We start from the raw sequence: 22,055 nt of genomic DNA, 5'->3' as shown, positions 1-22,055 counted from the left end.
TTTTGTGGTTGCAGTTTAAGGGCGGGGTTTTCCATGACTAGCGAGCCGCTCCAGTGCTGCGCGCAACTTTGGATCACTGATCCCGTCCGCTGTTGCTTGAATACTTTCAGCCGCTACTTCTGACAATTTAATCGTATGCCCAGCTGCTCCCTGTTGCACGGTAGGGGGCTGTACTTTGAATAAAATGCGGGTCAGGTTGGCGAACTCTTCGAAAGCGACCAACTGTCGTTGTAAGCGTTTTTGTTGATAACGCAGGCGCGTTGCCCAGTGCCCATCGGTCACGATCAATAACAGGCTACCTTCCCGCCAAGACGCCACGTGGCAATGTTCGCGAGCTGCCGGTTGCAACTGGCTTTCGAGCAGGCGTTGCAAGTGACTCAGGCGCTGAGCCTGATGGAATATGGCTTTGAGCGGTTTCGCTTCGCGAAGCAAGACGGCGGGTGCCCGGGCTGTAAGGGGGCGAAATGCCATGGCGGACACCTAGAATTGCAGAGCTGGCATGGTAGCAGAAAGTGCCCCTTAAACTCTGCGATAAGGGGATTTCCTTAGCGTCCACTGGTGCTTTAGCAGGGCGCTTCATCAGCTGTTGGGTTGAAGTTTGATAAAACGACCCTATTGTAAAAGAGCCCCGTTACAGCGCTGTGCCAGCATCGTGGAAGAACGCCACTTTCCTCACCACCGTTTCCGGGTAGAATGCTCGTTCGCATGCGGCCATGAGGGCTGCACGGGCGACTCACGGGGCCGCCCTCCATCCCTATGTGTGGAAGATCCTGTCGATATGTTTGCGCCTTTGTTAAAGAAACTTTTTGGAAGCAAGAACGAGCGCGAAGTTAAGCGCATGCTCAAGACGGTTCAGTTCGTCAATGCCTTCGAAGAGCAAATGGTGGCCCTTTCGGACGAGCAACTGCGAGCCAAGACCGAAGAGTTCAAGGCCCGCCTAGCCAAAGGTGAGACCCTCGATACCCTGCTGCCTGAAGCCTTTGCGGTTGCTCGCGAAGCCGGTAAGCGTGTTATGGGCATGCGTCACTTTGATGTCCAGTTGATTGGTGGCATTACCTTGCATGAAGGCATGATCGCCGAAATGCGCACGGGTGAAGGCAAGACTTTAGTCGCGACCTTGGCGGTTTACCTCAATGCGCTGTCGGGCAAAGGCGTGCACGTGGTTACCGTGAACGACTATCTGGCTCGCCGAGATGCTAATTGGATGCGCCCGCTGTATGAATTTCTCGGTCTGACTGTTGGCGTCGTTACCCCTTTTCAACCGCCGGAAGAAAAACGCGAAGCCTATGCGTCGGACATCACTTACGGCACAAACAACGAATTTGGCTTCGATTACCTGCGCGACAACATGGCTTTCAGCATGGAAGACAAGTTTCAGCGCGAGCTTAACTTCTCCGTAATCGACGAAGTCGACTCGATCTTGATCGACGAAGCGCGTACGCCGCTGATCATTTCCGGTCAGGCCGAAGACAGCTCCAGGCTGTACACCGAAATCAACAAGCTGATCCCGAGGCTGGAGCAGCATATTGAAGAGGTGGAGGGCGTTATTACCAAGGAAGGGCACTTCACGGTTGACGAAAAAACCCGTCAGGTAGAGCTGAACGAAGCCGGTCACCAGTTCATCGAAGAAATGTTGACTGAGGTGGGCCTGCTGGCGGTCGGTGAAAGTCTATACTCCGCACATAATCTGGGTCTGTTGACCCACGTATATGCGGGTCTGCGAGCGCACAAGCTGTTCCATCGTAACGTCGAGTACATCGTTCAGGACGGTCAGATCCTGCTGGTCGATGAGCACACCGGTCGTACTATGCCGGGCCGTCGTTTGTCCGAAGGCTTGCACCAGGCAATCGAAGCGAAGGAAGTACTGAATATTCAGGCCGAAAGCCAAACCTTGGCGTCGACTACCTTCCAGAACTACTTCCGCCTTTACAACAAGCTGTCCGGCATGACCGGTACGGCTGACACAGAGGCGTTTGAGTTTCATCAAATCTACGGCTTGTCGGTAACGGTTATTCCACCCAACAAAGCCTTGGCGCGTAAAGATTTCAACGACCTTGTCTATCTGACGGCCGATGAAAAATATGCTGCCATTGTGACTGACATCAAGGAAAGCATGACCCAAGGTCGTCCTGTCCTCGTGGGTACGGCGACTATCGAAACTTCCGAGCACATGTCTAATCTGCTCATCAAGGAAGGTATCGAGCACAAGGTCTTAAACGCCAAGTACCACGAAAAAGAAGCCGAAATTATTGCCCAGGCAGGACGTCCCGGTGCCCTGACTATCGCCACCAACATGGCCGGTCGCGGTACCGACATTTTGCTAGGCGGTAACTGGGAAGTGGAAGTTGCTGCGTTGGAGGAGCCGACCGCCGAGCAGATCGCCCAGATCAAAGCTGACTGGCAGAAACGCCATCAACAAGTGATCGAAGCGGGTGGCTTGCACGTTATTGCATCCGAGCGTCACGAATCTCGCCGTATCGATAACCAGCTGCGTGGTCGTGCCGGGCGTCAGGGTGACGCCGGTTCCAGCCGTTTCTACCTGTCGCTGGAAGACAGCCTGATGCGCATCTTCGCCTCTGATCGGGTGAAGAACTTTATGAAAGCGCTGGGTATGCAGTCTGGTGAAGCGATCGAGCATCGCATGGTGACCAACGCGATTGAGAAGGCTCAGCGAAAGGTTGAAGGCCGCAACTTCGACATTCGCAAGCAATTGCTCGAATTCGATGATGTCTCTAACGAACAACGTAAAGTGATCTATCACATGCGTAACAGCCTGCTGGCTGCCACCAACATTGGTGACACCATTGCTGACTTCCGCATGGACGTACTCAACAGTTTGGTAAGCCAGCATATTCCGCCTCAGTCGCTACCAGAGCAATGGGATGTTGCGGGTTTGGAGGCTGCGCTAAACACGGATTTCGGTGTGCAGTTGCCTATCCAGCAGTGGCTTGACGAAGACGATCATCTGTACGAAGAAACCCTGCGCGAAAAACTGCTGCAAGAGCTGCTGGCGGCCTATAACGAAAAAGAAGAGCAAGCCAGTGCCGACGCGCTGCGCACGTTTGAGAAGCAGATTCTGCTACGTGTCCTCGACGACCTGTGGAAAGACCACCTTTCGACCATGGATCACCTGCGTCACGGTATTCATTTGCGCGGCTACGCGCAGAAGAACCCGAAGCAGGAATACAAGCGCGAATCCTTTACCCTGTTTCAGGAGCTGCTCGATTCGATCAAGCGCGACACCATCCGTGTACTGTCACACGTTCAGGTTCGCCGCGAAGATCCGGTTGAAGAAGAAGCCCGCATGCGCCAGGACGCGGAGGAACTGGCTCAGCGCATGCAATTCCAACACGCTGAAGCCCCGGGTCTTGATGCGCCACAGGAACTGATGGAAGAAGGCGAAGATGTTGCCGTTGCCGCCGTGCCGGTTCGTAATGATCAGCCGGCCCGTAATGATCAAAAGCAAGGCCGCAACGAGCTGTGCTTTTGTGGTTCAGGCAAGAAGTTCAAACACTGCCACGGCAAGATCGACTAAGTTCAGCCTGGCGCTGTTTATGTGAAATATCCGCGCCGCGACCGGCTTTAGCCGTCGCGGCGTTTTTCAATCGATTGAGCCGTACCGACATGGGCGGCGCAGATAGCTTTCAAGGAGCACTTAATGGCTGTTGGTCTTGGTCCTTTGCCGACATTGCACCCGGTTGCTGGTTTTGAGCTGGGTATCGCTTCTGCGGGTATCAAACGTCCGGGGCGCAAAGACGTCGTGGTCATGCGTTGCGCTGAAGGCTCCCGTGTTGCGGGTGTGTTTACCCTAAACGCTTTCTGTGCCGCGCCGGTGATCTTGGCCAAGCAACGCTTTGAAGGCCCCATCCGTTATTTACTGACTAACACCGGCAATGCCAACGCGGGCACTGGCGAACCAGGTCTTTTGGCGGCGGTGCGGACCTGCGCCAAGCTGGCTGAACTGGCCGGCGTTGACGCCCACGCAGTGCTGCCGTATTCCACCGGCGTTATTGGTGAGCCATTGCCGGTAGAAAAAATCGAAGCGGCGTTACAAGCTGCTCTTGATGACCTGTCTGTGGATAACTGGGCGGCTGCGGCCACCGGGATCATGACCACCGACACCTTGCCCAAAGGCGCTAGCCGCCAATTCGAATACGATGGCGTGACTATCACTGTCACCGGCATCAGCAAAGGTGCAGGCATGATTCGTCCGAATATGGCGACCATGCTCGGCTACATCGCTACCGACGCCAACGTCGCACAAAGCGTGTTGCAAGACCTGCTGCGTGACGGTGCTAATAAGTCGTTCAACCGGATTACCATCGACGGCGATACCTCGACCAACGACTGCTGCATGCTGATAGCTACCGGCAAAGCTGCGCTGCCGGAAATCACTGAGGCCAAAGGCCCATTGTTCGCCGCGCTCAAGCAAGCGGTGTTTGATGTCTGCATGGAAGTAGCTCAAGCCATCGTGCGTGACGGCGAGGGTGCTACCAAGTTCGTGACGGTAGAAGTCAATGGCGGTGGCAACCATCAGGAATGCCTGGACGTTGCTTACGCCGTGGCCCATTCGCCACTGATCAAAACGGCGCTGTTCGCCTCCGATCCTAACTGGGGTCGTATTCTGGCGGCTGTTGGCCGTGCGGGCGTGCCGGATATGGACGTCAGCAAAATTGATGTGTTTCTCGGTACGGTTTGCATTGCCAGCAAAGGCTGTCGTGCCACCACTTACACCGAAGAGCAGGGCTCGGCGGTCATGGCTGAAGCAGAAATCGCCATCCGCATCGAACTGGGCCGTGGCGATTGCCGCGAAACTATCTGGACCACCGATCTATCGCATGAGTACGTGAAGATCAACGCGGAGTACCGGACATGAGCTTGCACCTGATTATCGGCGACAAACGCTTTTCCTCTTGGTCCCTGCGCCCTTGGCTGGCATTGGACATGGCGGGCGCAGTGTTCACTGAGCAGATGATTTTGCTGAATCAGTCCGACACCTTGCAAAAGTGTCTTGAGCACGGGCCGACGGGTAAAGTCCCGATGCTGAAGACCGAGCACGGCACCATCTCCGATTCTTTGGCTATTGTTGAATACTTGGCCGAGCGTTTTCCTGAGGCCCATCTCTGGCCCCAGGAAATCGCCCCACGCGCACAAGCGCGTTCGGCCTGCGCACAAATGCACAGCGGTTTTGGCCACCTGCGGTCGCACATGGGCTTCGATTTGCGTCGCGACCATGCGCTGGAGGTTATGCCGGTTGAGGTGCAGGCGGATATCGACCGTGTCGTTGCTTTATGGGCTGAATGCCGTGCGGCAGCCGCTGAAAGTGGACCGTATCTGTTCGGCCGGATGAGTCTGGCTGACGCATTCTTCGCCCCAGTGGCGGTGCGTCTGCGAACCAATCGTGTGCCCCTGCCGGCCAAGGCGCAGGCATATGTAGAAACGATTTATCAGTGGCCCGCTTTTCAGCGCTGGCAGAAAGCAGGTCTAGAGGAAGCGGTTCGGTGAAACGAATTCATGTAGCGGCTGCGGTTATCCGTGGCAACGATGGCAAGATCCTGATCGCGCAACGTGCCAATACTCAGCACCAGGGCGGTTTGTGGGAGTTTCCGGGCGGCAAAGTTGAAGCTGGTGAAACAGTGGAAGCAGCGCTGTCGCGCGAACTTCAGGAGGAGTTGGGCATTGCCGTTGTTGCCGCTCGCCCATTGATAAAAATCCAGCATGATTATTCGGACAAACAGGTGTTGCTGGATGTATGGGATGTATCCGCGTTCAGCGGGGAGGTGCGTGGCGCAGAAGGTCAGCCGTTGGCGTGGGTGTCTGCTCGGGAATTGACGAGCTATGATTTTCCAGCCGCCAATCAAGCCATCGTCGCCGCTGCGCGTTTACCGGATCGCTATTTGATCACCCCGGAAGGATTGAGCACGCCTGAATTGCTGCGCGGCTTGCAGAACGCGATCGCCGGGGGCATCAAGCTGGTGCAACTGCGTGCGCCTAATGGCTATAACCCGCAATACCGTGATTTGGCGGTGGATGCCGTGGGCTTGTGTGCGGGTAAAGCGCAATTGATGCTCAAGGGCCCGTTGGAGTGGCTGGGTGACTTTCCAGCAGCCGGTTGGCACCTGACGGCGGCGCAATTGCGAAAGCTCGCCGTTAATGGCCGTCCTTTCCCGAAAGAGCGCTGGTTGGCTGCCTCCTGCCACAACGCTGAAGAGCTGGTGCTGGCTGAACAGATGGGCGTGGATTTCGTGACGTTGTCACCGGTGCAGCCAACTCAGACGCATCCAGACGCTTTGCCATTGGGTTGGGAGCCCGCGACGCAGTTGATCGCGGGTTTCAGTAAGCCCGTGTTTTTGCTGGGCGGCATGGGCAGTGATGATCGCCAACATGCATGGGAAAGCGGCGCACAGGGCGTGGCGGGGATTCGGGCGTTTTGGCCTGAGGTTTAATCGGGAGCCAACCCGTCGGCTCAGACAATTGATCTGACCCTCAAGGCTTCGCCGCCGCCTGCCACAGTATCTCCGCAATCCCCTGACGTTTAGCAATCAACCGCGCTGCAACAAACAGCAGGTCCGACAACCGATTGATGTAGGCCAAGCCAACGCCGCTCAACGGTTCAACGGCATTCAGGTGTTGGCAACGACGTTCTGCGCTACGCGCCAAGCTCCGACAGACATGGGCTTGGGCAATCAATGGTGAACCACCTGGGAGGATAAAATTCTCAAGTGGTCCCAACTCCTCGTTCCAAAGATCGATAGCCGCTTCAAGGCGCGCTATCTCGGCGTTATTCAACGCCTGATAAACCGGCATTGCCAATTCGCCACCCAAGTCGAACAGGCGGTGCTGGCACGGCGCTAATACTTCTATCACTTCAGCCAGATTTGGGTGGCGCGCCTTTTCGTCTGTTAATCCGGCGAGTAACAGGCCTACTTGGCTGTTCAATGTATCGACTTCACCAATGGCTTCAATTCTTGGGTGGTCTTTGGGGACGCGACGTCCGTCACCAAGACCGGTCTCGCCAGCGTCGCCAGTACGTGTGTAGATTTTTGAAAGACGAAAGCTCATGCCTATAACTCCGAAAGGTTCTGTTCCAAAGCGTTTGCGGTGCTGCCCGCCAAAGGCAGGCGCAGGGTGAAGCAGGTGCCTTGGCCGGGGGTTGAATGAACTTCCATCTGGCCTTTGTGGTTATTGGTGATGATGAAGTACGACACCGACAGTCCGAGCCCGGTGCCCTGGCCGATTTCTTTGGTGGTGAAAAACGGCTCGAACGTTCGCTTGCGCACGCTTTCTGGCATGCCAATGCCGTTGTCTTCGACCTGAATTTCCGCCCATGGCGGGTTTAGTCGAGTGCGCAGTACGATGCGGCCTGGCTCACTGTCGTCCGCCCGCTGATGGATTGCCTGCGCCGCGTTCTTCAGCAAGTTCAGTAGCACCTGTTCCAATTCGTTTGCTGTGCCCGGTACAGGGCCTAGGTTCGGATCGAACTGACGGGTAATAGCCTGGCCCTTAAAATCAAAACCAATGGTCAGATCGAAGTCGTTGCTGGCAATTTCCACAGCTTGGTCGATTAATGCCGGTAAGTCACACGGCGCCATTTTGCGATTACTGAGTCGGCTGAAGTTAAGCATATGGCTGACGATTTTTGCTGCGCGAGCGCCCGCCTGTTGAATGCCATCGAGCAGCTGCGGCACTTCGCGACCTAGCAGGTATTGGTTAACAGTTTCCAGCTTAATTCCAGCCAACTCGGCCTGTTCAATATTTTTCGGCAAATCCGGTGACAAACGCCGACGAATGTTCTGGACGTTGTGCAAGATCGCGCCCAACGGATTGTTGATTTCATGGGCCATGCCTGCTGCCAGTCCCCCTACAGAAAGCATTTTTTCCGACTGCACCATCATGTCTTCCAGAGTCAAACGCTGAGTAATGTCGTCGATGCGGATTACCACGCCTCGGCCAGCGCCGCCGGTCAGCGGGTAAAAAGTCAGTGCATAGTGGTGCGGGATGTCATCTTTGACCCAAGTGACCCGCTCAATTTTGGCGACAATATGGCGCTCTACCGTATGTTTGATCTTTTGCAAAAAAGCTTTCATAGGTGGAAACGCGAGAAAGATCGGTTGGTTCAGCGCTTCGTCCAGTGGTGTGCCGGAGAGGGCGCTGGCTTCCTGATTCCATTGGGTGACATACAGTTGCTCATCCAGGGCAATCAACGCGGACGGCATAGAGTCGATGATGCTGTTCAAGTAATTCTGAAAACCGGTTAGCTTTTTTTCGATCTTGCTTCGCACTTGCACTTCGAGTTCAAGTTTGCGGTTTGAATGGCGGGTTTCTTCCGCTAGCCCTTGAGCTTGGGCATAGGCGTCTTGGGAGTCGTCCCGGGCGCGTTTGAGCTGCTGCTCTCTGGCTTCGATGCGCGACAACATTGTATTGAACGCTTCCGCCAGGCTGCCAATTTCATCGTTATTACCCGGCTGCGCTCGAAGTGCGTAGTCCTCTTCACGTGTGACCTGTCGGGATAGTTCTTCAAGCTGATAGATCGGCTCGGTGATCAGTCGCCGAATCTGCCGCGCAATCACCAGCCAGAGCAATACGCTAAACACCAGAATGCCCGCGCTGGCAGTAAAGGTGCCGGTATAGAAAGCAGCGGGTAGTTCACTGCTGGCCACCAATAACAAATGACCCGGTTCTTGACCCGGCTTGGGGATCAAAATGAGCTGCGTATTGCGAAATTCAGTGAGGCGCCAAGCTTCCACGCCCTTGAAACGCTCGGGCAGTTTCAGCTTGTCGCCTTGTTGCAGTTGAGCCAGTCGATCGCCATTGTCGTCGTAAAGCGCCGCCGCGCGCAGAGGACTGTAATTTTTAAGCTCCTTGAGCAGCGCTTGGCCATCTTCGGCTGAGCTCAAGGCTTGTGCGGCGAGGTTAGGGTTACTGATCAGTTTACCGATGGTTTGCAAGGCTTGAGGCGCCATGCTTTCCTGGGAAATATAATAGGCGGCGCCGATGAAGGTCAGGTTGGCCACCAACAATACGGTGATCAGCAAGACTAACAGTGCTGCCAGAAGCTTCTGGCCGACCGGCAAGTTTTCTAGGTGTTGGCGCAATGGCATCGGGCAAAATCACAAGCGATTGAATGAACTCGCAGGGTAACGCGCCGATCGCTCGCCGAGCAATCCAGTTGCCCAGACACCTAGTCGATGGGTAGGCCTCGGGACTGCAAAAAACTAATCAAGCGCGCCTGTAACTGGTCCATGTGCGGCATCGGGCAATGATGGCGCGCTGCGACGGCACAGGCATGCCCCAAGAGATAGCTGATTTCGGTGCGACGGCCGTGAGTGACGTCCTGATACATCGATGAATAGTTGGCTGCCGTTGCCTGAATAACGCGTGCCACTTCACTGTGCAGGTCGTTCGCAGCCGCTGGTTGGCCGCAGCAGTGCAGCAAGTCGGTCAGTTCAGCGCATAACGTTGCGACTTCACACGTATGCGCCTGCAAACCGCCGTTTTGGCAGTTGTGGAGAACCGTCAGCGGATTGATCGCGCAGTTCAGTGCAAGCTTGCGCCACAGACGCGTAAGAATATCGGGAGTCCATTGATGCGGAATTCCGCTGGTGTCTAGTTCTTCCAGCCAAAGCGGTGGTGCCGGGTCGCTGACATCGCCCAGCCAAGTGTAACCGTGACCTGCAAACACGACGTTCCAATCGCTGCCGCGGAAAGCGCCTTCTGTGCTCGACGCAGAAATACAACGTGCTTGGGGTACTTTGGAGGCTACGCCATCCTGACTGCCCAGACCGTTCTGCAATAGGATCAACTCAGCATTTGCGGTAAGGCGCGGTGCCAGTCGTGCAACAGCGGACTCAGCGTCATACGCCTTGCAAGCTACCAAAAGGCGTTCGATGGGCTCTATCGCGCTGAACGTTTGCGCCGGGATCGCGAAAAATTGGCTATGACCGTGCTCTACCAAGGTCAAACCGCCTACAGCGTTATAGGCTGACAGCCGCGTAGGATCGCGCAGGATAAGCCGCACCGGCAATCCCGCGCGGGCCATACGGGTGGCCCACAAACTGCCGAGGCTGCCTGCGCCTAAAACGTGCCATGGAGTAGCCATAAGCTGGTCTCTGAAAAGAGCACGCGGAGCCGAGAACCTACGGAATAGAAATTCGACGTGGCAGGCTCACACCGTGGCGAGGAAAAGTCTCGTTATAATGACCGCGCATTCATACCGTCAAGTCAGGCGTACTCCTTCTACATCCGGAGTCGCGCCATTTATCTGGAGAGATTACATGCCATCGTTCGACGTAGTGTCAGAGCTCGACAAACACGAAGTCACCAATGCCGTCGATAATGCTATCAAAGAGCTAGACCGTCGGTACGATCTTAAAGGCAAAGGGACGTTCGAGTTTAAGGAACTAACGGTCAACTTGACTGCTGAGGCAGACTTTCAACTTGAAGCGATGATCGAAATTCTTAAGTTATGCCTGCTAAAACGAAAGATCGATGCGAAGTGCCTTGAGGTAAAAGATGCGTTCGCCTCTGGCAAATTGATGAAGCAAGAAGCGGTGCTAAAAGAAGGCATTGATAAAGAATTGGCGAAAAAAATTGTCGCGCACATCAAAGAGGCCAAATTAAAAGTCCAAGCTGCAATCCAAGGTGAGCAAGTGCGTGTCACGGGTAAGAAACGTGATGATCTGCAAGAAGCGATGGCGGTGCTGCGTGGTCAGGATTTCGGCATGCCGCTGCAATTCAATAATTTCCGTGACTAAGGAGAAATAAATGGATTTGAATAATCAGGTTGATCATCTAGTTAGGGTGTCGGAGGCTTGGCTTCCGATGTTCTTGCAGTACGGTAGTCGCTTTTTGTTAGCCCTGGTAACCCTTGGCATTGGTTGGTGGCTGATTAACATCGCTACCCGCAAGCTGGGGGGCTTGCTGGCGTTGCGTAAAGCCGATCTGGCGCTGCAGGGATTTATCAGCAGCCTGGCGAACATCATTCTGAAAATTTTACTGGTCGTCAGTGTCGTCTCAATGATCGGCATCGAAACGACGTCCTTCGTGGCTGTAATCGGTGCTGCAGGTTTGGCCATTGGTTTGGCGTTACAGGGCAGTCTGGCAAATTTTGCAGGTGGCGTCCTGATTCTGCTGTTCCGTCCGTTCCGCATTGGCGACTGGATCGAAGCCCAGAGCATTAGTGGCACGGTGGATAATATCCAAATTTTTCACACGGTATTGCGCACAGGCGACAACAAGACTGTGATCGTGCCCAACGGTATTTTGTCCAACGGGATTATCATCAATACCAACCGTCAGCCCACTCGAAAAGTAGTGTTCGACATCGGTGTGGATCACGATGCCGACCTCAAGCAAGCGCTGAACGTGTTGTTGGAAATGGCACAAGACCCGCGTGTTCTGCTGGATCCTGCGCCGGAAGCGGTTGTTTCGGCATTGGGCGAGAACGCTATCACTCTGTCGCTTAGGGCTTGGACAAAAACCAGTGACTATGGCGCTGTTGTTTCGTACTTCAATATTGAGGTGCTGGATCGTCTGAAATCAGCTGACATCTCTATCCCTTCACCGCAGCGTATGCTTCGTGTGATGCAGGAAGTGCCTGCGAAATAACAGGGTCATGCTGCGGCAGTTTCTTCGTAAACAAATTCTCTTTGCTCAGGAGGTCCCGGTTGCGACTAAAAAGAGTCCTGCTGATTTGGCTGGTGTTAAGTCTATTCGCGGGCTGGCGTATCTGAGGCAGGTGTTGTCTGAGCAGCCTTGGTTGCCTCGGCTGCCCGAGTACGGCGTACTTCCTGTGACCAGTGAATGGCGATCATGATCAGCGTAGGAATACCCATTAGTGCGGTGATCATGAAGAAATCGTGATAGCCAAACCGCTCTACCATCACCCCGGAATAGCCTCCGATCAAACGCGGCAATAGCAGCATTATCGAACTGAGTAGAGCGTATTGGGTCGCGGAAAACTTAAGGTTGGTCAGGCTAGACAGATAGGCGACAAAGGCCGATGTTGCGAGCCCTGAGCTGAAGTTATCCAGGGAGATCGTCAAGATCAGCATCTGCAGGTTTGCGCCCATGTCGGCGAGCAGCAGGAACAGTAGGTTCGTGGCGGCAGACGCAGCACCGCCGAAGAACAGAATCGGCAAGATGCCGAATCGCACGATCAGTAACCCTCCAAAGCCGGCTCCCAGTAGGGTCATGACCAAGCCGAAAAGCTTGCTCACGCTTGCTATCTGGTCCTTGGTAAAACCTTGATCTATGTAAAAAACGTTGGCCATCACGCCCATTACGGTGTCTGACATTCGATAGGTAGCGATCAACCCCAGCAGCAGAAAAGCTTGCCACCGATAACGGCGAATGAAGTCGTTAACCGGAGTCAGCACAGGAGCTAACCCGCGCCGCCCAGCCGATGACAAGCACAGTGTAGTGAGCACCACGTAAAGAATGGCGCGCAGAAAGGCACGGTCTTCCATGAGCAAATTAGCCCAGCTTTCCCCGCCAAAGAGCACGCTGGCGAAGTCGGTGTAGTAAAGCTGAGTAAACATCGCTGGCACGGAGACCAACAATATAATCAGCACGAAAACCGAGGCCAATTGGTGGCTGAAGCCGTATCGAGCAGCTGACAGCTGAGTGCGCAACGGCACTGGGGATTCACGCATGACGAGGGTCGTCACTAAAGCCGGCAGCATCAATAATCCGAAAAGGATATAAGTGCCGGCCCACGCTGAGTGTTTATAGCTGAAGCCGGTAGAGCCAAAGCCTTCGGCAATATAGAGCGCACCAGCCGTGGCCAGAAGTGCAGCAATGCGGTATCCCGACATGTAGCTGGCAGCAAGTGCGGCTTGGCTGCTTTCTTCAGCAATCTCCAAGCGGTAGGCGTCTATGGCGATGTCTTGGGTCGCGGATGAAAAGGCTACCAGCACGGCGATAGCTATCAACCAGGAAAGGTGTTTTTGCGGATCGCAAAAGCCCATGCCAATCAAGCCGATAACAACCAGCGACTGCGAAAGCACCAGCCAGGAGCGTCGTCGACCGAGCCGACCAAGAAACGGAAGGCGCCATTGATCCAGCAGTGGTGACCAGACCCACTTAAAGGCATATGCCAATCCGATCAGGCTCGCATAGCCGATGGTTTCACGGGCAACACCGGCCTCACGGAGCCAGACCGACAACGTCGAAAATACCAGCATGTATGGCATGCCGGCGGCGAATCCGAGCAATAACATTACAAACGCTGAGGGCGTGGCATAAGCGGCGAGCGCTGCGCGCCAAGTTTTACGGGGCATGGGCTGAAGTCTGCCTCAGGTTACGAAAACAAAGGGCGCACTCTAACCGCTGTACTCTATCGGGCGCCAGCCATGGCGCTGCATATCTATCCGATTATTCAAGACCATGATGCCTTCTGCTCGCAAACGGGCGCGTTGTTCGTCGCCCGAAACGGATCCTGCGGGTAAGCGGATGATTCCGCTAGCGGCGACCACGCGATGCCAGGGAAGGCTCGTACCGTCGGGTAATTGGCTTAGCGTTCGACCGACCCAGCGTGCAGCTCGGCCTAGCCCTGCCATTGCGGCCAACTGTCCGTAGCTCACCACTTTGCCTTCCGGAACTTGATTCAGGGCTAAATAAAGTGTGGTGCGTCGAATCTCGACTAGCGTTGGGTGTGAAATAGGTTCCGAGGTAATGGGGTCAGTCAAGCGTTCATCCTGTTACATAACGTTGGTCGGATCATGAGGAACTCGGGCAAAGTCTCGGGGTCATTGAACACAGAATGTCGTCCTTGGGGGATGATGCCCGATCTATGCCAGAATTCGAGCCTTGCCGACGCTTATGTTGTCTAGAACCCTGCTGTGTCTTGCTGTTGTCAGTGCCTCCACACCGCTTCTTGCGGACACCGTCTGGATGAAAAACGGTGACAAGCTAACCGGTAAAATCTCTGTTTTTGATGGCGGTAAGCTGTTGTTGCAGACCGACTACGGTGGAGCGATTCCACTGGATTGGAAGCAGGTCAAAACCTTGCAAAGTGATCAGAAATTGCTGGTCAAACAAGACCAGTACACCGGCGAAATCGCTAAGTCGTTGCAGCCGGCCGAAGATGGCAAAGTGATTTTGGCTAACGGCGAAGCGCCTAAGACGGTTGACCTTTCAAGCATCCAACAAATTATGAAACCCAAACCAGTGATTACGGATCTGGTGTGGAAAGGTACTGTTGATGCCGCGCTGAACTTTCAGCGCGCGGAAAATAATACCGACGATTACAACATTGCCTTTAAAACATCTGCACGTCATGGGTTTTGGCGGCACAACGCCAAGAGTGAATATAACCGCGAGACTCAAAACAACGCGGTTAGCACCAATAACTGGAATGCTGAGTATTCCATTGACCGCTTTTTGACGGATAAATGGTTTTGGGAAGGTCGCTTGACCTATAAGCGTGACTATGTTGAAAACCTTGCTCGTCAGCGCGTAGTGGGCACCGGTCCAGGTTATCAATTCTGGGACGATGAATTGGGGGCATTCTCGTTGGGTTCGCTTATTAACCGGACTGACTATGAATATTCCAGCGGCATGAAAGATAATTTTTATTCAGCCGCGATCAAGTGGGACTATAACCGCTACCTTATCGGTAAAAAGGTCGAATTTTTCACCAACGGCGAGCTGGGTAAACCGCTCAGTGGCGTTGCGGACTACAGTCTGGATTCAGAGGTGGGGTTGCGTTACAAGGTCACCGAGTGGGCTTCTCTTAACCTCAAGGCTGAAAAGAATGTAATCAGCGGCGCTTCGCAAGGCGACTTGAATAAAACGCGTTATACCGCAGGGTTTGGTGTGGCTTGGTAAGCGTTACTGCTTTTAAGAGGTTCTTCGCCGTCTACTTGGCGAACAAGTTCCCAGCCAGTTTAAAAACCTGTGGAAGCGAACGTGTTCGCGAAGAGCCGAGCTAAAGAATTTTGAGTCGCGCGGTATTAAACCCGTAACCCACCGTCCAATTCCAGAATCCTGCCGCTGAAGTAGTCGTTTTCCAAAATATAAGCCGCCGAATGGGCGATTTCTTCAGGTTTGCCCATGCGCTTAAGTGGAATGCCAGCGGTCATTTTTTCCAGCGCTTCAGGTTTCATCCCGAGGGTCATTTCAGTTTCAATGAAGCCCGGGGCAATAGCTGCTACACGAATACCATAGCGCGCCAGTTCTTTTGCCCAGGTCACAGTTGCTGCTGCAACCCCGGCCTTGGCTGCCGAGTAATTGGTCTGGCCGACGTTCCCTGCGCGGGAAATTGATGAAATGTTGATGATCGCACCTGAGTTTTTTAGCTCGATCATTTTCGCCGCCACTTCGCGGGTACACAGGAACACGCCAGTCAAATTGACGTCGATCACTGCCTGCCATTGGGTCAGCGACATTTTGGTCATTTCACCGTCCTTGACCTTGATCAACAGCCCATCGCGTAGAATGCCGGCATTATTGATAAGGCCATGGATTGCACCAAAGTCATTAGCGACCTGAGTGACCATATGGGTCACTTGTTCTTCGTTGGCGACGTTACAAAGGTAAGAGCGTGCTTCGACGCCCAAGGCTTTGCACGTATGAACTGCTTGGTCGAGTTTTTCCTGATTCAGGTCTACCAAAGCGAGTTTCATGCCTTTGCCAGCCAGATATTCGGCCATCGAGCGACCCAAGCCTTGGCAACCGCCAGTGATAATTATTATCTTGTCTTTCAATTGCATGTGCGTGGCCCAATAAACAATCGGTGGTGCTGCAAAAATTCTGAGTGGTCGTCTGCGTCCGACGGACTCTTCATTAGGAGATAAAGATGAGCGCGAAAGCCGGTAAGCATGCCCGAGAACTGTTACTCAAGGAATACCGCGGCGCGCTGTCCACGCATTCCAAGTCAATGCCTGGGTTTCCGTTTGGCTCTGTCGTGCCATATTGCATGGACGATCAAGGTAGGCCATTGATTCTGATCAGCCGCATTGCTCAGCACACTCATAACCTGCAACAAGACCCTAAGTGTTCGCTGCTGGTGGGAGAACGCGGCGCGGAAGACGTTCAGTCAGTGGGGCGAGTGACAGTGATGGCTGAGGCCGAGAAGATAAAGGATCCTGCTGCAGTTGAGGCGGCTGCGTGGCGTTATTATCGTTTCTTCCCTGAAGCGCAGAGCTACCATATCGCACATGATTTTGATTTTTGGGTATTGGTACCGGTGCGTTACCGCTTCATTGGCGGTTTCGGTGCTATCCACTGGCTCGACGATGTAGCATTGGCCAACCCTTTTAGCGGGGCGGCCGAAACGAGCATGGTCGAGCATATGAATGAAGACCACACCAAAGCCATTGCCCATTATGTGGAATTGGCCGGTCTATCGCCGACTCCGCCGGCCGTCTTGGTGGGCGTCGACAGCGAAGGTATGCACCTTCTGATAGGTCAGGGCATTCACAGGCTTACTTTTGGACGACCTTGTAATACGCCGACACAGGTTCGCGAAGCCTTGGTTGAATTGGCTCATGCCGAAAAATGGCCGGGGGACAAAGCGCAGCAAGCTTGAATTAACGCTTTTGCGACGCCACATAGGTTTATTGACAGCCATCTTCCCTTGAGGAATTCATTGATGCGCGTTTTTATGGTGTTGTTTGTACTGTTCCCGATGTTGGAATTGTTCGTTCTGATCAAAGTTGGCATGGCCATCGGTTTTTTACCCACTATCTTGCTGGTCGTCGCCAGTTCGATGCTGGGCGTGTTCTTGATTCGTGTGGCGGGATTTGCGACTGCGTTGCGCGCTCGCGAAAGCCTTTCACGGGGCGAACTGCCAGCTCAGGAGATGCTTGAAGGGTTGATGATTGCCGTCGGCGGTGGCTTGTTGTTGCTGCCCGGCCTAATCAGCGACGTTATAGGCGTCATTTGTCTATTGCCGATCACGCGTCGGGTGCTGGTTAATAAGCTGCGTACGCGAGCAGAGGCTCAAGCGACGCGCCAGCGTGCGTTTGCCGATGACCCTTACGCGGGTGATGGCCTGAGCCGTCCAGGTATGTCGCCGCCGGGTAATCGTTCGCCGAACGTCATAGAGGGTGAGTTCGAACACCGCGATAAGTAATCACGCGACGTTCGGTTTGGGACTATTCAACTGTTTTCTTCGTTATAGCCGTCTTACGGATAGCAAAAAAAATACACCTCAAGCCTTGTAATCAACTTGCTCGCCCTTATGTATGGGTCACCGCAAGGTTTCTGATGAATTCATCAGACCGTATTCTGCGTTTCGCTTGTCGAATCGCGACCGGCCGAGCCGGATGTTCCACCTCACCGGTGTCGTCACCGGGATGTTTAAACCATAATTAGGAGAGATCGACAATGAAGCTTCGTCCTCTGCATGACCGCGTCGTAATCCGTCGCAGCGAAGAAGAATCTAAAACCGCTGGCGGTATTGTTTTGCCAGGTTCGGCTGCTGAAAAGCCTAACCGTGGCGAGATCCTTGCTGTAGGTACCGGCCGCGTGCTGGACAACGGCGAAGTGCGTGCGCTGGCTGTGAAAGTGGGTGACAAGGTGGTGTTCGGCCCGTACTCCGGCAGCAACACCGTGAAAGTAGACGGCGAAGACCTGCTGGTGATGAGCGAGAACGAAATTCTCGCAGTCGTCGAAGCCTGAGTCCTCCCCGCGAATTTCCCATTACTTCAAAGTATTTAAGGAATAACGATCATGGCTGCAAAAGAAGTTAAGTTTGGCGACTCGGCTCGCAAAAAGATGCTCACCGGTGTAAACGTCCTGGCTGACGCAGTTAAAGCGACCCTCGGGCCTAAAGGCCGTAACGTTATCATCGAGAAAAGCTTCGGCGCCCCGCTGATCACCAAAGACGGTGTGTCGGTTGCTAAAGAAATCGAACTGAAAGACCGCTTCGAAAACATGGGCGCACAGTTGGTTAAAGACGTTGCTTCCCGTGCAAACGATGACGCAGGCGACGGTACTACTACTGCTACGGTTCTGGCCCAGTCCATTGTAAACGAAGGCCTGAAAGCTGTAGCTGCCGGCATGAATCCAATGGACCTCAAGCGCGGCATCGATAAGGCGACCATCGCTATCGTTGCTGAGCTGCGCAAGCTGTCCAAGCCGTGCACCGACACCAAGGCAATCGCTCAGGTGGGTACTATCTCCGCTAACTCCGATAGCTCCATCGGCGACATCATTGCCGAAGCTATGGAAAAAGTGACTAAAGACGGCGTAATCACCGTTGAAGAAGGCACTGGCCTGGAAAACGAATTGTCTGTTGTTGAAGGCATGCAGTTTGACCGTGGTTATCTGTCCCCGTACTTCATCAACAAGCCAGACACCATGGTTGCCGAGCTGGACAGCCCGCTGATTCTGCTGGTCGACAAAAAAATCTCGAACATCCGCGAAATGCTGCCAGTTCTGGAAGCAGTGGCCAAAGCTGGCCGTCCGCTGTTGATCGTTGCTGAAGACGTTGAAGGCGAAGCCTTGGCGACTCTGGTTGTGAACAACATGCGCGGTATCGTGAAAGTTGCAGCTGTTAAAGCTCCAGGTTTCGGCGACCGTCGCAAAGCCATGCTGCAGGACATCGCTGTTCTGACTGGCGGTACTGTTATCTCCGAAGAAATCGGCCTGAGCCTGGAAACCGCTACCCTGGAACACTTGGGTAACGCCAAGCGCGTTGTACTGAACAAAGAAAACACTACCATCATTGACGGTGCTGGCGTTCGTTCGGACATCGACTCGCGTATTGCTCAGATCCGCACGCAAGTAGCGGACACCACGTCTGACTACGACAAAGAAAAATTGCAAGAGCGCCTGGCCAAGTTGTCCGGCGGCGTTGCAGTGATCAAAGTCGGCGCCGGTTCCGAAGTTGAAATGAAAGAGAAAAAAGCCCGCGTTGAAGATGCCCTGCACGCAACCCGTGCAGCCGTTGAAGAAGGCGTTGTACCTGGCGGCGGCGTAGCACTGGTTCGTGCTCTGCAGTCCATCAGCGACCTGAAAGGCGACAACGCTGATCAGAACGTTGGTATCCAATTGCTGCGTCGCGCAGTTGAAGCTCCATTGCGCCAGATCGTTGCCAACTCCGGTGACGAGCCGAGTGTTGTTGTCGACAAGGTCAAGCAGGGTTCGGGTAACTTCGGTTACAACGCTGCTACCGGCGAGTATGGCGACATGATTGAGATGGGTATTCTTGACCCGGCTAAAGTGACCCGCTCTGCTCTACAAGCGGCGTCGTCGATTGCCAGCTTGATGATCACCACCGAAGCGATGATTGCTGAAATAGTTGAAGACAAGTCATCTGGCGGCGGCATGCCAGATATGGGCGGTATGGGTGGTATGGGCGGCATGATGTAAGCCAGCTTTACCCCTACGCTAGACCCAAAAAAACCTCGCTTTTGCGGGGTTTTTTATGTTTGGGATGAGCATAAGCTCAATTCAACCGTTAAGGCTGGTCGAACGCGTCACGACGCCTTAAGCTGCGCCAGCTTCAAAGGCCATAACTGCATACGGAGACCCTCATGCGAATCCTGCTGGTTGAAGACAACCGCGACATTCTGGCAAACCTGGCTGACTACTTGGGTTTGAAGGGATACACCGTCGATTGCGCGCAAGATGGTCTTTCCGGTCTGCATTTGGCAGCCACCGAACATTACGACCTGATTGTGCTCGACATCATGCTGCCCGGCATTGATGGCTACACCCTGTGCAAGCGTCTGCGCGAAGATGCGCGCCGCGACACACCGGTAATCATGCTAACGGCTCGCGACCAATTGGATGACAGGCTGCAGGGCTTCCGCTCCGGCGCCGACGATTACTTGCTCAAACCCTTTGCCTTGTCTGAGCTCGCCGCTCGTATCGAAGCGGTATTACGTCGTGCCCAAGGAGGCGGTCGACGTACATTAACCGTGGCCGATCTAGAGTATGACCTCGATACCCTTGAAGTCAGCCGCGATGGGCGTCTGCTCAAACTCAACCCGGTAGGCCTCAAGCTGCTAGCGGTATTAATGCAAAAAAGTCCGCATGTACTACGCCGAGAAATTCTTGAAGAGGCGCTGTGGGGTGACGATTGCCCTGACAGCGACAGCCTTCGAAGTCACGTGCATCAGTTGCGCCAGGTGATCGACAAGCCTTTCGCCAAACCTTTGTTACAAACGGTGCACGGCGTGGGTTATCGCTTGGCCGAGGGTCGTGATGGAGTTTAAGCAAAGCCTTGCCCAGCGGATCATCATCGCTTTTGCGTTGATGAGTGCATTGGTGGCAGGGTCTTTCGCACTAGGTATTGTTGCAACGGTTCACCTGGTAGAAGAGAAATTAATTTCCTCGGGGCTAGGCGGGGATCTTAACCGTCTGCTCATGATGGACAGCGTCAGCGACTGGGTTCATCGCCCCGAATCGGATCAATTGTTTTATTACAGCAATGGCCGTGGTGACTTTGCACTGCCCAAGGATTTGCGGCATCTGGCTGCGGGGTTTCATGAGGTCTTCCGTGAAACCTTGTCCTATCACGCGATGGTCGAAATCGTCGACGGCCGACGTTACGTGCTTTTGCAGGATCAAAGCGATTTTGAAGAGCGTGAGCGGGTGTTGTTTGCCGTCGTGCTGGTGGGGTTTGTCCTGGCCCTGGCGTTGGCTGTATTCCTGGGCTGGATATTGGCCCGTCGGGTAATGGCACCGGTTGTGCGTTTGGCCCGACAGGTTCGTCATCGCGACCAGTTGCTGGGGCTGGCGCCACCATTGGCGCCAGACTACGCCGCAGATGAAGTGGGGGAACTTGCAACGGCTTTTGACGCTACCCTGGGTCGCTTGCGTCAGGCGCTGACCCGCGAGCGCCTGTTCACCAGCGACGTGAGTCATGAGCTGCGCACGCCGTTGATGGTGCTTGCCAGTTCCTGTGAGTTGTTGTTAGAAAACCCTAACCTCGATCTTCGAGCCCGAACTCAAGTGCAACGAATCGCCCGCGCCTGTGAAGAAATGCGCGATTTGGTACAAACCTTCCTTATGCTGGCTCGCACTCAGCGCGAAGAAGCTGGGGCGTCGAAAATTTCTCTGGCCGCTGTGGCTGATCAGCTCATCACGCTGTGGCGCGATCCCATCGAACGTAAAGGTTTGGCTCTGGAGTTCGAACCCGGTAATCCCTCTCAAGCCACTTACAGCACGACTTTTCTGTTGGCGGTGATGGGTAACTTGCTACGCAATGCCCTGCATTACACTGACCACGGGTTTATCCGTTTGAGCCTGGAAACCAATGGGTTTGTGGTTGAAGACAGCGGTGTCGGTATTCCCGAAGAAAAACGCGAGGCTATGTTTCAACCGTTTGTGCGTGGTAATGAGCAGCGTGGCGAAGGTTTAGGACTTGGGCTATCACTGGTCCAGCGGATCTGCGAGAACGAAGGCTGGAGCGTAAGCCTCAGCACTATGGCGCCCAATGGCTGCCGGTTCCATGTGGTATTAGCTGAATCATCCACCTAACAAAATGGCCGTTGAGTGGCTTTTAACAGTCTGGCCGTTCACCGATTTTTGCGCTCTCTCAATGCCCGACTGATTTTAACTTCGAACCTTTTATTTTTGACGGTGTCAGATTTGCGCAATAACCCTCTCTCTACGACGCCGTGCGCGAATTGCACGTTTGCGCCGTCTTCTTAAGTCGCCGAACTGTTCATAGTGCGCTCCTCACGACGTTAGAGTGCCCCGCCATTCGTCGTTCAACGAAACAGAGTGACTGGAACTGGTCTATTTTTACGGGAATGTGTTTGGCAGCGCTATCAAAGGTTTAAGTTATGAAACTCGAAATTACCCGAGGTTTGTTTTTGGTTGGAGCGCTTGGGGTTGCGGCGCTTGCGCTCACAGTGTGGGAACAACCTGGTCCGAGGATATTAACTTCAGAGGCAGGTATGGGGCATTGCCCCATACCGCGCATAGCCAAGGTCGAGCAGTTGACTAAGCCGAATCATGATTTGTTGTTATTCATGTACGGTATGACCCAATAGGGCGCGTTGAATCTCGTCTTCCGGCGCCAAGGCACAACAGCGTTGACCGACTGGGGTGGCCAATATGGGTTTACCGTCCAGACGGTAAACCACAGCAAAGTG

At 54.1% G+C, this 22,055-nt stretch carries 21 protein-coding genes; 14 read left to right on the top strand and 7 right to left on the bottom strand.

The window, feature by feature from the left end; translation table 11 throughout:
• Positions 1-15 precede the first annotated feature (15 nt).
• A complete protein-coding gene (locus tag RGW60_RS14955) occupies positions 16-471 on the bottom strand; it encodes a DUF721 domain-containing protein (RefSeq protein ID WP_322205334.1) in 456 nt (151 codons plus the stop codon).
• A gap of 307 nt (positions 472-778) precedes the next feature.
• Here RGW60_RS14955 and secA point away from each other — a divergent pair, with 307 nt between their 5' ends.
• The 4 genes from secA (at position 779) to RGW60_RS14935 (ending at position 6,446) form a co-directional block, all read left to right on the top strand.
• Positions 779-3,535: a preprotein translocase subunit SecA gene (secA, locus tag RGW60_RS14950; RefSeq protein ID WP_322205333.1), complete on the top strand. Its 2,757-nt coding sequence runs from the start codon at positions 779-781 to the stop codon at positions 3,533-3,535.
• 123 nt (positions 3,536-3,658) lie between these two features.
• On the top strand, positions 3,659-4,876 hold the full coding sequence (argJ, locus tag RGW60_RS14945) for a bifunctional glutamate N-acetyltransferase/amino-acid acetyltransferase ArgJ (protein WP_322205332.1): 1,218 nt from the start codon (positions 3,659-3,661) through the stop codon (positions 4,874-4,876).
• Positions 4,873-5,505: a glutathione S-transferase family protein gene (locus RGW60_RS14940; protein WP_322205331.1), complete on the top strand. Its 633-nt coding sequence runs from the start codon at positions 4,873-4,875 to the stop codon at positions 5,503-5,505. The genes argJ and RGW60_RS14940 overlap by 4 nt, the downstream gene beginning before the upstream one ends.
• Positions 5,502-6,446, top strand: coding sequence for a Nudix family hydrolase (locus tag RGW60_RS14935; protein WP_322205330.1), 945 nt, complete (start codon positions 5,502-5,504; stop codon positions 6,444-6,446). Before RGW60_RS14940 ends, RGW60_RS14935 begins: the two co-directional genes overlap by 4 nt.
• Positions 6,447-6,486: 40 nt before the next feature.
• Here RGW60_RS14935 and RGW60_RS14930 read toward each other — a convergent pair whose 3' ends face one another.
• The 3 genes from RGW60_RS14930 to RGW60_RS14920 form a co-directional block, all read right to left on the bottom strand.
• Positions 6,487-7,062: a cob(I)yrinic acid a,c-diamide adenosyltransferase gene (locus RGW60_RS14930; RefSeq protein ID WP_322205329.1), complete on the bottom strand. Its 576-nt coding sequence runs from the start codon at positions 7,060-7,062 to the stop codon at positions 6,487-6,489.
• A gap of 2 nt (positions 7,063-7,064) precedes the next feature.
• Complete coding sequence (locus tag RGW60_RS14925) at positions 7,065-9,101, bottom strand: ATP-binding protein (protein WP_322205328.1); 2,037 nt, start codon at positions 9,099-9,101, stop codon at positions 7,065-7,067.
• 80 nt (positions 9,102-9,181) lie between these two features.
• On the bottom strand, positions 9,182-10,099 hold the full coding sequence (locus RGW60_RS14920) for a putative 2-dehydropantoate 2-reductase (RefSeq protein ID WP_322205327.1): 918 nt from the start codon (positions 10,097-10,099) through the stop codon (positions 9,182-9,184).
• A 175-nt stretch (positions 10,100-10,274) separates the two neighbouring features.
• On the opposite strand from RGW60_RS14920, the gene RGW60_RS14915 reads away from it, so the two are divergent.
• The gene (locus RGW60_RS14915; protein ID WP_322166009.1) at positions 10,275-10,754 is read left to right on the top strand and encodes a YajQ family cyclic di-GMP-binding protein; all 480 of its coding nucleotides are present in this window, start codon (positions 10,275-10,277) and stop codon (positions 10,752-10,754) included.
• Between the two features lie 10 nt (positions 10,755-10,764).
• A complete protein-coding gene (locus tag RGW60_RS14910) occupies positions 10,765-11,607 on the top strand; it encodes a mechanosensitive ion channel family protein (RefSeq protein WP_322205326.1) in 843 nt (280 codons plus the stop codon).
• Between the two features lie 101 nt (positions 11,608-11,708).
• Here the strand turns inward: RGW60_RS14910 and RGW60_RS14905 are convergent, their stop codons facing one another.
• Complete coding sequence (locus tag RGW60_RS14905) at positions 11,709-13,280, bottom strand: AmpG family muropeptide MFS transporter (RefSeq protein WP_322205325.1); 1,572 nt, start codon at positions 13,278-13,280, stop codon at positions 11,709-11,711.
• 42 nt (positions 13,281-13,322) lie between these two features.
• Positions 13,323-13,688 (bottom strand): MGMT family protein, encoded by a 366-nt coding sequence (locus RGW60_RS14900; RefSeq protein ID WP_407074087.1) that lies wholly within the window; start codon positions 13,686-13,688, stop codon positions 13,323-13,325.
• 133 nt (positions 13,689-13,821) lie between these two features.
• Between RGW60_RS14900 and RGW60_RS14895 the strand changes: the two genes are divergently transcribed.
• Entirely contained in the window at positions 13,822-14,829 is a 1,008-nt protein-coding gene (locus RGW60_RS14895) for a DUF481 domain-containing protein (protein ID WP_322206926.1), read from the top strand.
• 125 nt (positions 14,830-14,954) lie between these two features.
• Here the strand turns inward: RGW60_RS14895 and RGW60_RS14890 are convergent, their stop codons facing one another.
• A complete protein-coding gene (locus RGW60_RS14890) occupies positions 14,955-15,713 on the bottom strand; it encodes an SDR family oxidoreductase (protein ID WP_322205324.1) in 759 nt (252 codons plus the stop codon).
• Between the two features lie 86 nt (positions 15,714-15,799).
• Between RGW60_RS14890 and RGW60_RS14885 the strand changes: the two genes are divergently transcribed.
• The 7 genes from RGW60_RS14885 to RGW60_RS14855 all read left to right on the top strand — a co-directional run bounded on the left by RGW60_RS14885 (position 15,800) and on the right by RGW60_RS14855 (position 21,953).
• Positions 15,800-16,531, top strand: coding sequence for a HugZ family protein (locus tag RGW60_RS14885; RefSeq protein WP_322205323.1), 732 nt, complete (start codon positions 15,800-15,802; stop codon positions 16,529-16,531).
• A 63-nt stretch (positions 16,532-16,594) separates the two neighbouring features.
• Entirely contained in the window at positions 16,595-17,077 is a 483-nt protein-coding gene (locus RGW60_RS14880) for an FxsA family protein (RefSeq protein ID WP_322205322.1), read from the top strand.
• Between the two features lie 254 nt (positions 17,078-17,331).
• The gene (locus RGW60_RS14875; RefSeq protein WP_020292988.1) at positions 17,332-17,625 is read left to right on the top strand and encodes a co-chaperone GroES; all 294 of its coding nucleotides are present in this window, start codon (positions 17,332-17,334) and stop codon (positions 17,623-17,625) included.
• 51 nt (positions 17,626-17,676) lie between these two features.
• Positions 17,677-19,320, top strand: a complete 1,644-nt coding sequence (groL, locus tag RGW60_RS14870) for a chaperonin GroEL (protein ID WP_322205321.1) — start codon at positions 17,677-17,679, stop codon at positions 19,318-19,320.
• Between the two features lie 164 nt (positions 19,321-19,484).
• Complete coding sequence (gene colR, locus RGW60_RS14865; protein ID WP_322205319.1) at positions 19,485-20,168, top strand: two-component system response regulator ColR; 684 nt, start codon at positions 19,485-19,487, stop codon at positions 20,166-20,168.
• Positions 20,158-21,435 (top strand): HAMP domain-containing sensor histidine kinase, encoded by a 1,278-nt coding sequence (locus RGW60_RS14860; RefSeq protein ID WP_322205318.1) that lies wholly within the window; start codon positions 20,158-20,160, stop codon positions 21,433-21,435. Before colR ends, RGW60_RS14860 begins: the two co-directional genes overlap by 11 nt.
• A 308-nt stretch (positions 21,436-21,743) precedes the next feature.
• On the top strand, positions 21,744-21,953 hold the full coding sequence (locus RGW60_RS14855; RefSeq protein WP_322205317.1) for a hypothetical protein: 210 nt from the start codon (positions 21,744-21,746) through the stop codon (positions 21,951-21,953).
• Positions 21,954-22,055 lie beyond the last annotated feature (102 nt).

The organism is Pseudomonas sp. AB6 (assembly GCF_034314105.1).
GTDB lineage: Bacteria > Pseudomonadota > Gammaproteobacteria > Pseudomonadales > Pseudomonadaceae > Aquipseudomonas.
This window is presented reverse-complemented; position numbering and strand designations above follow the sequence as displayed.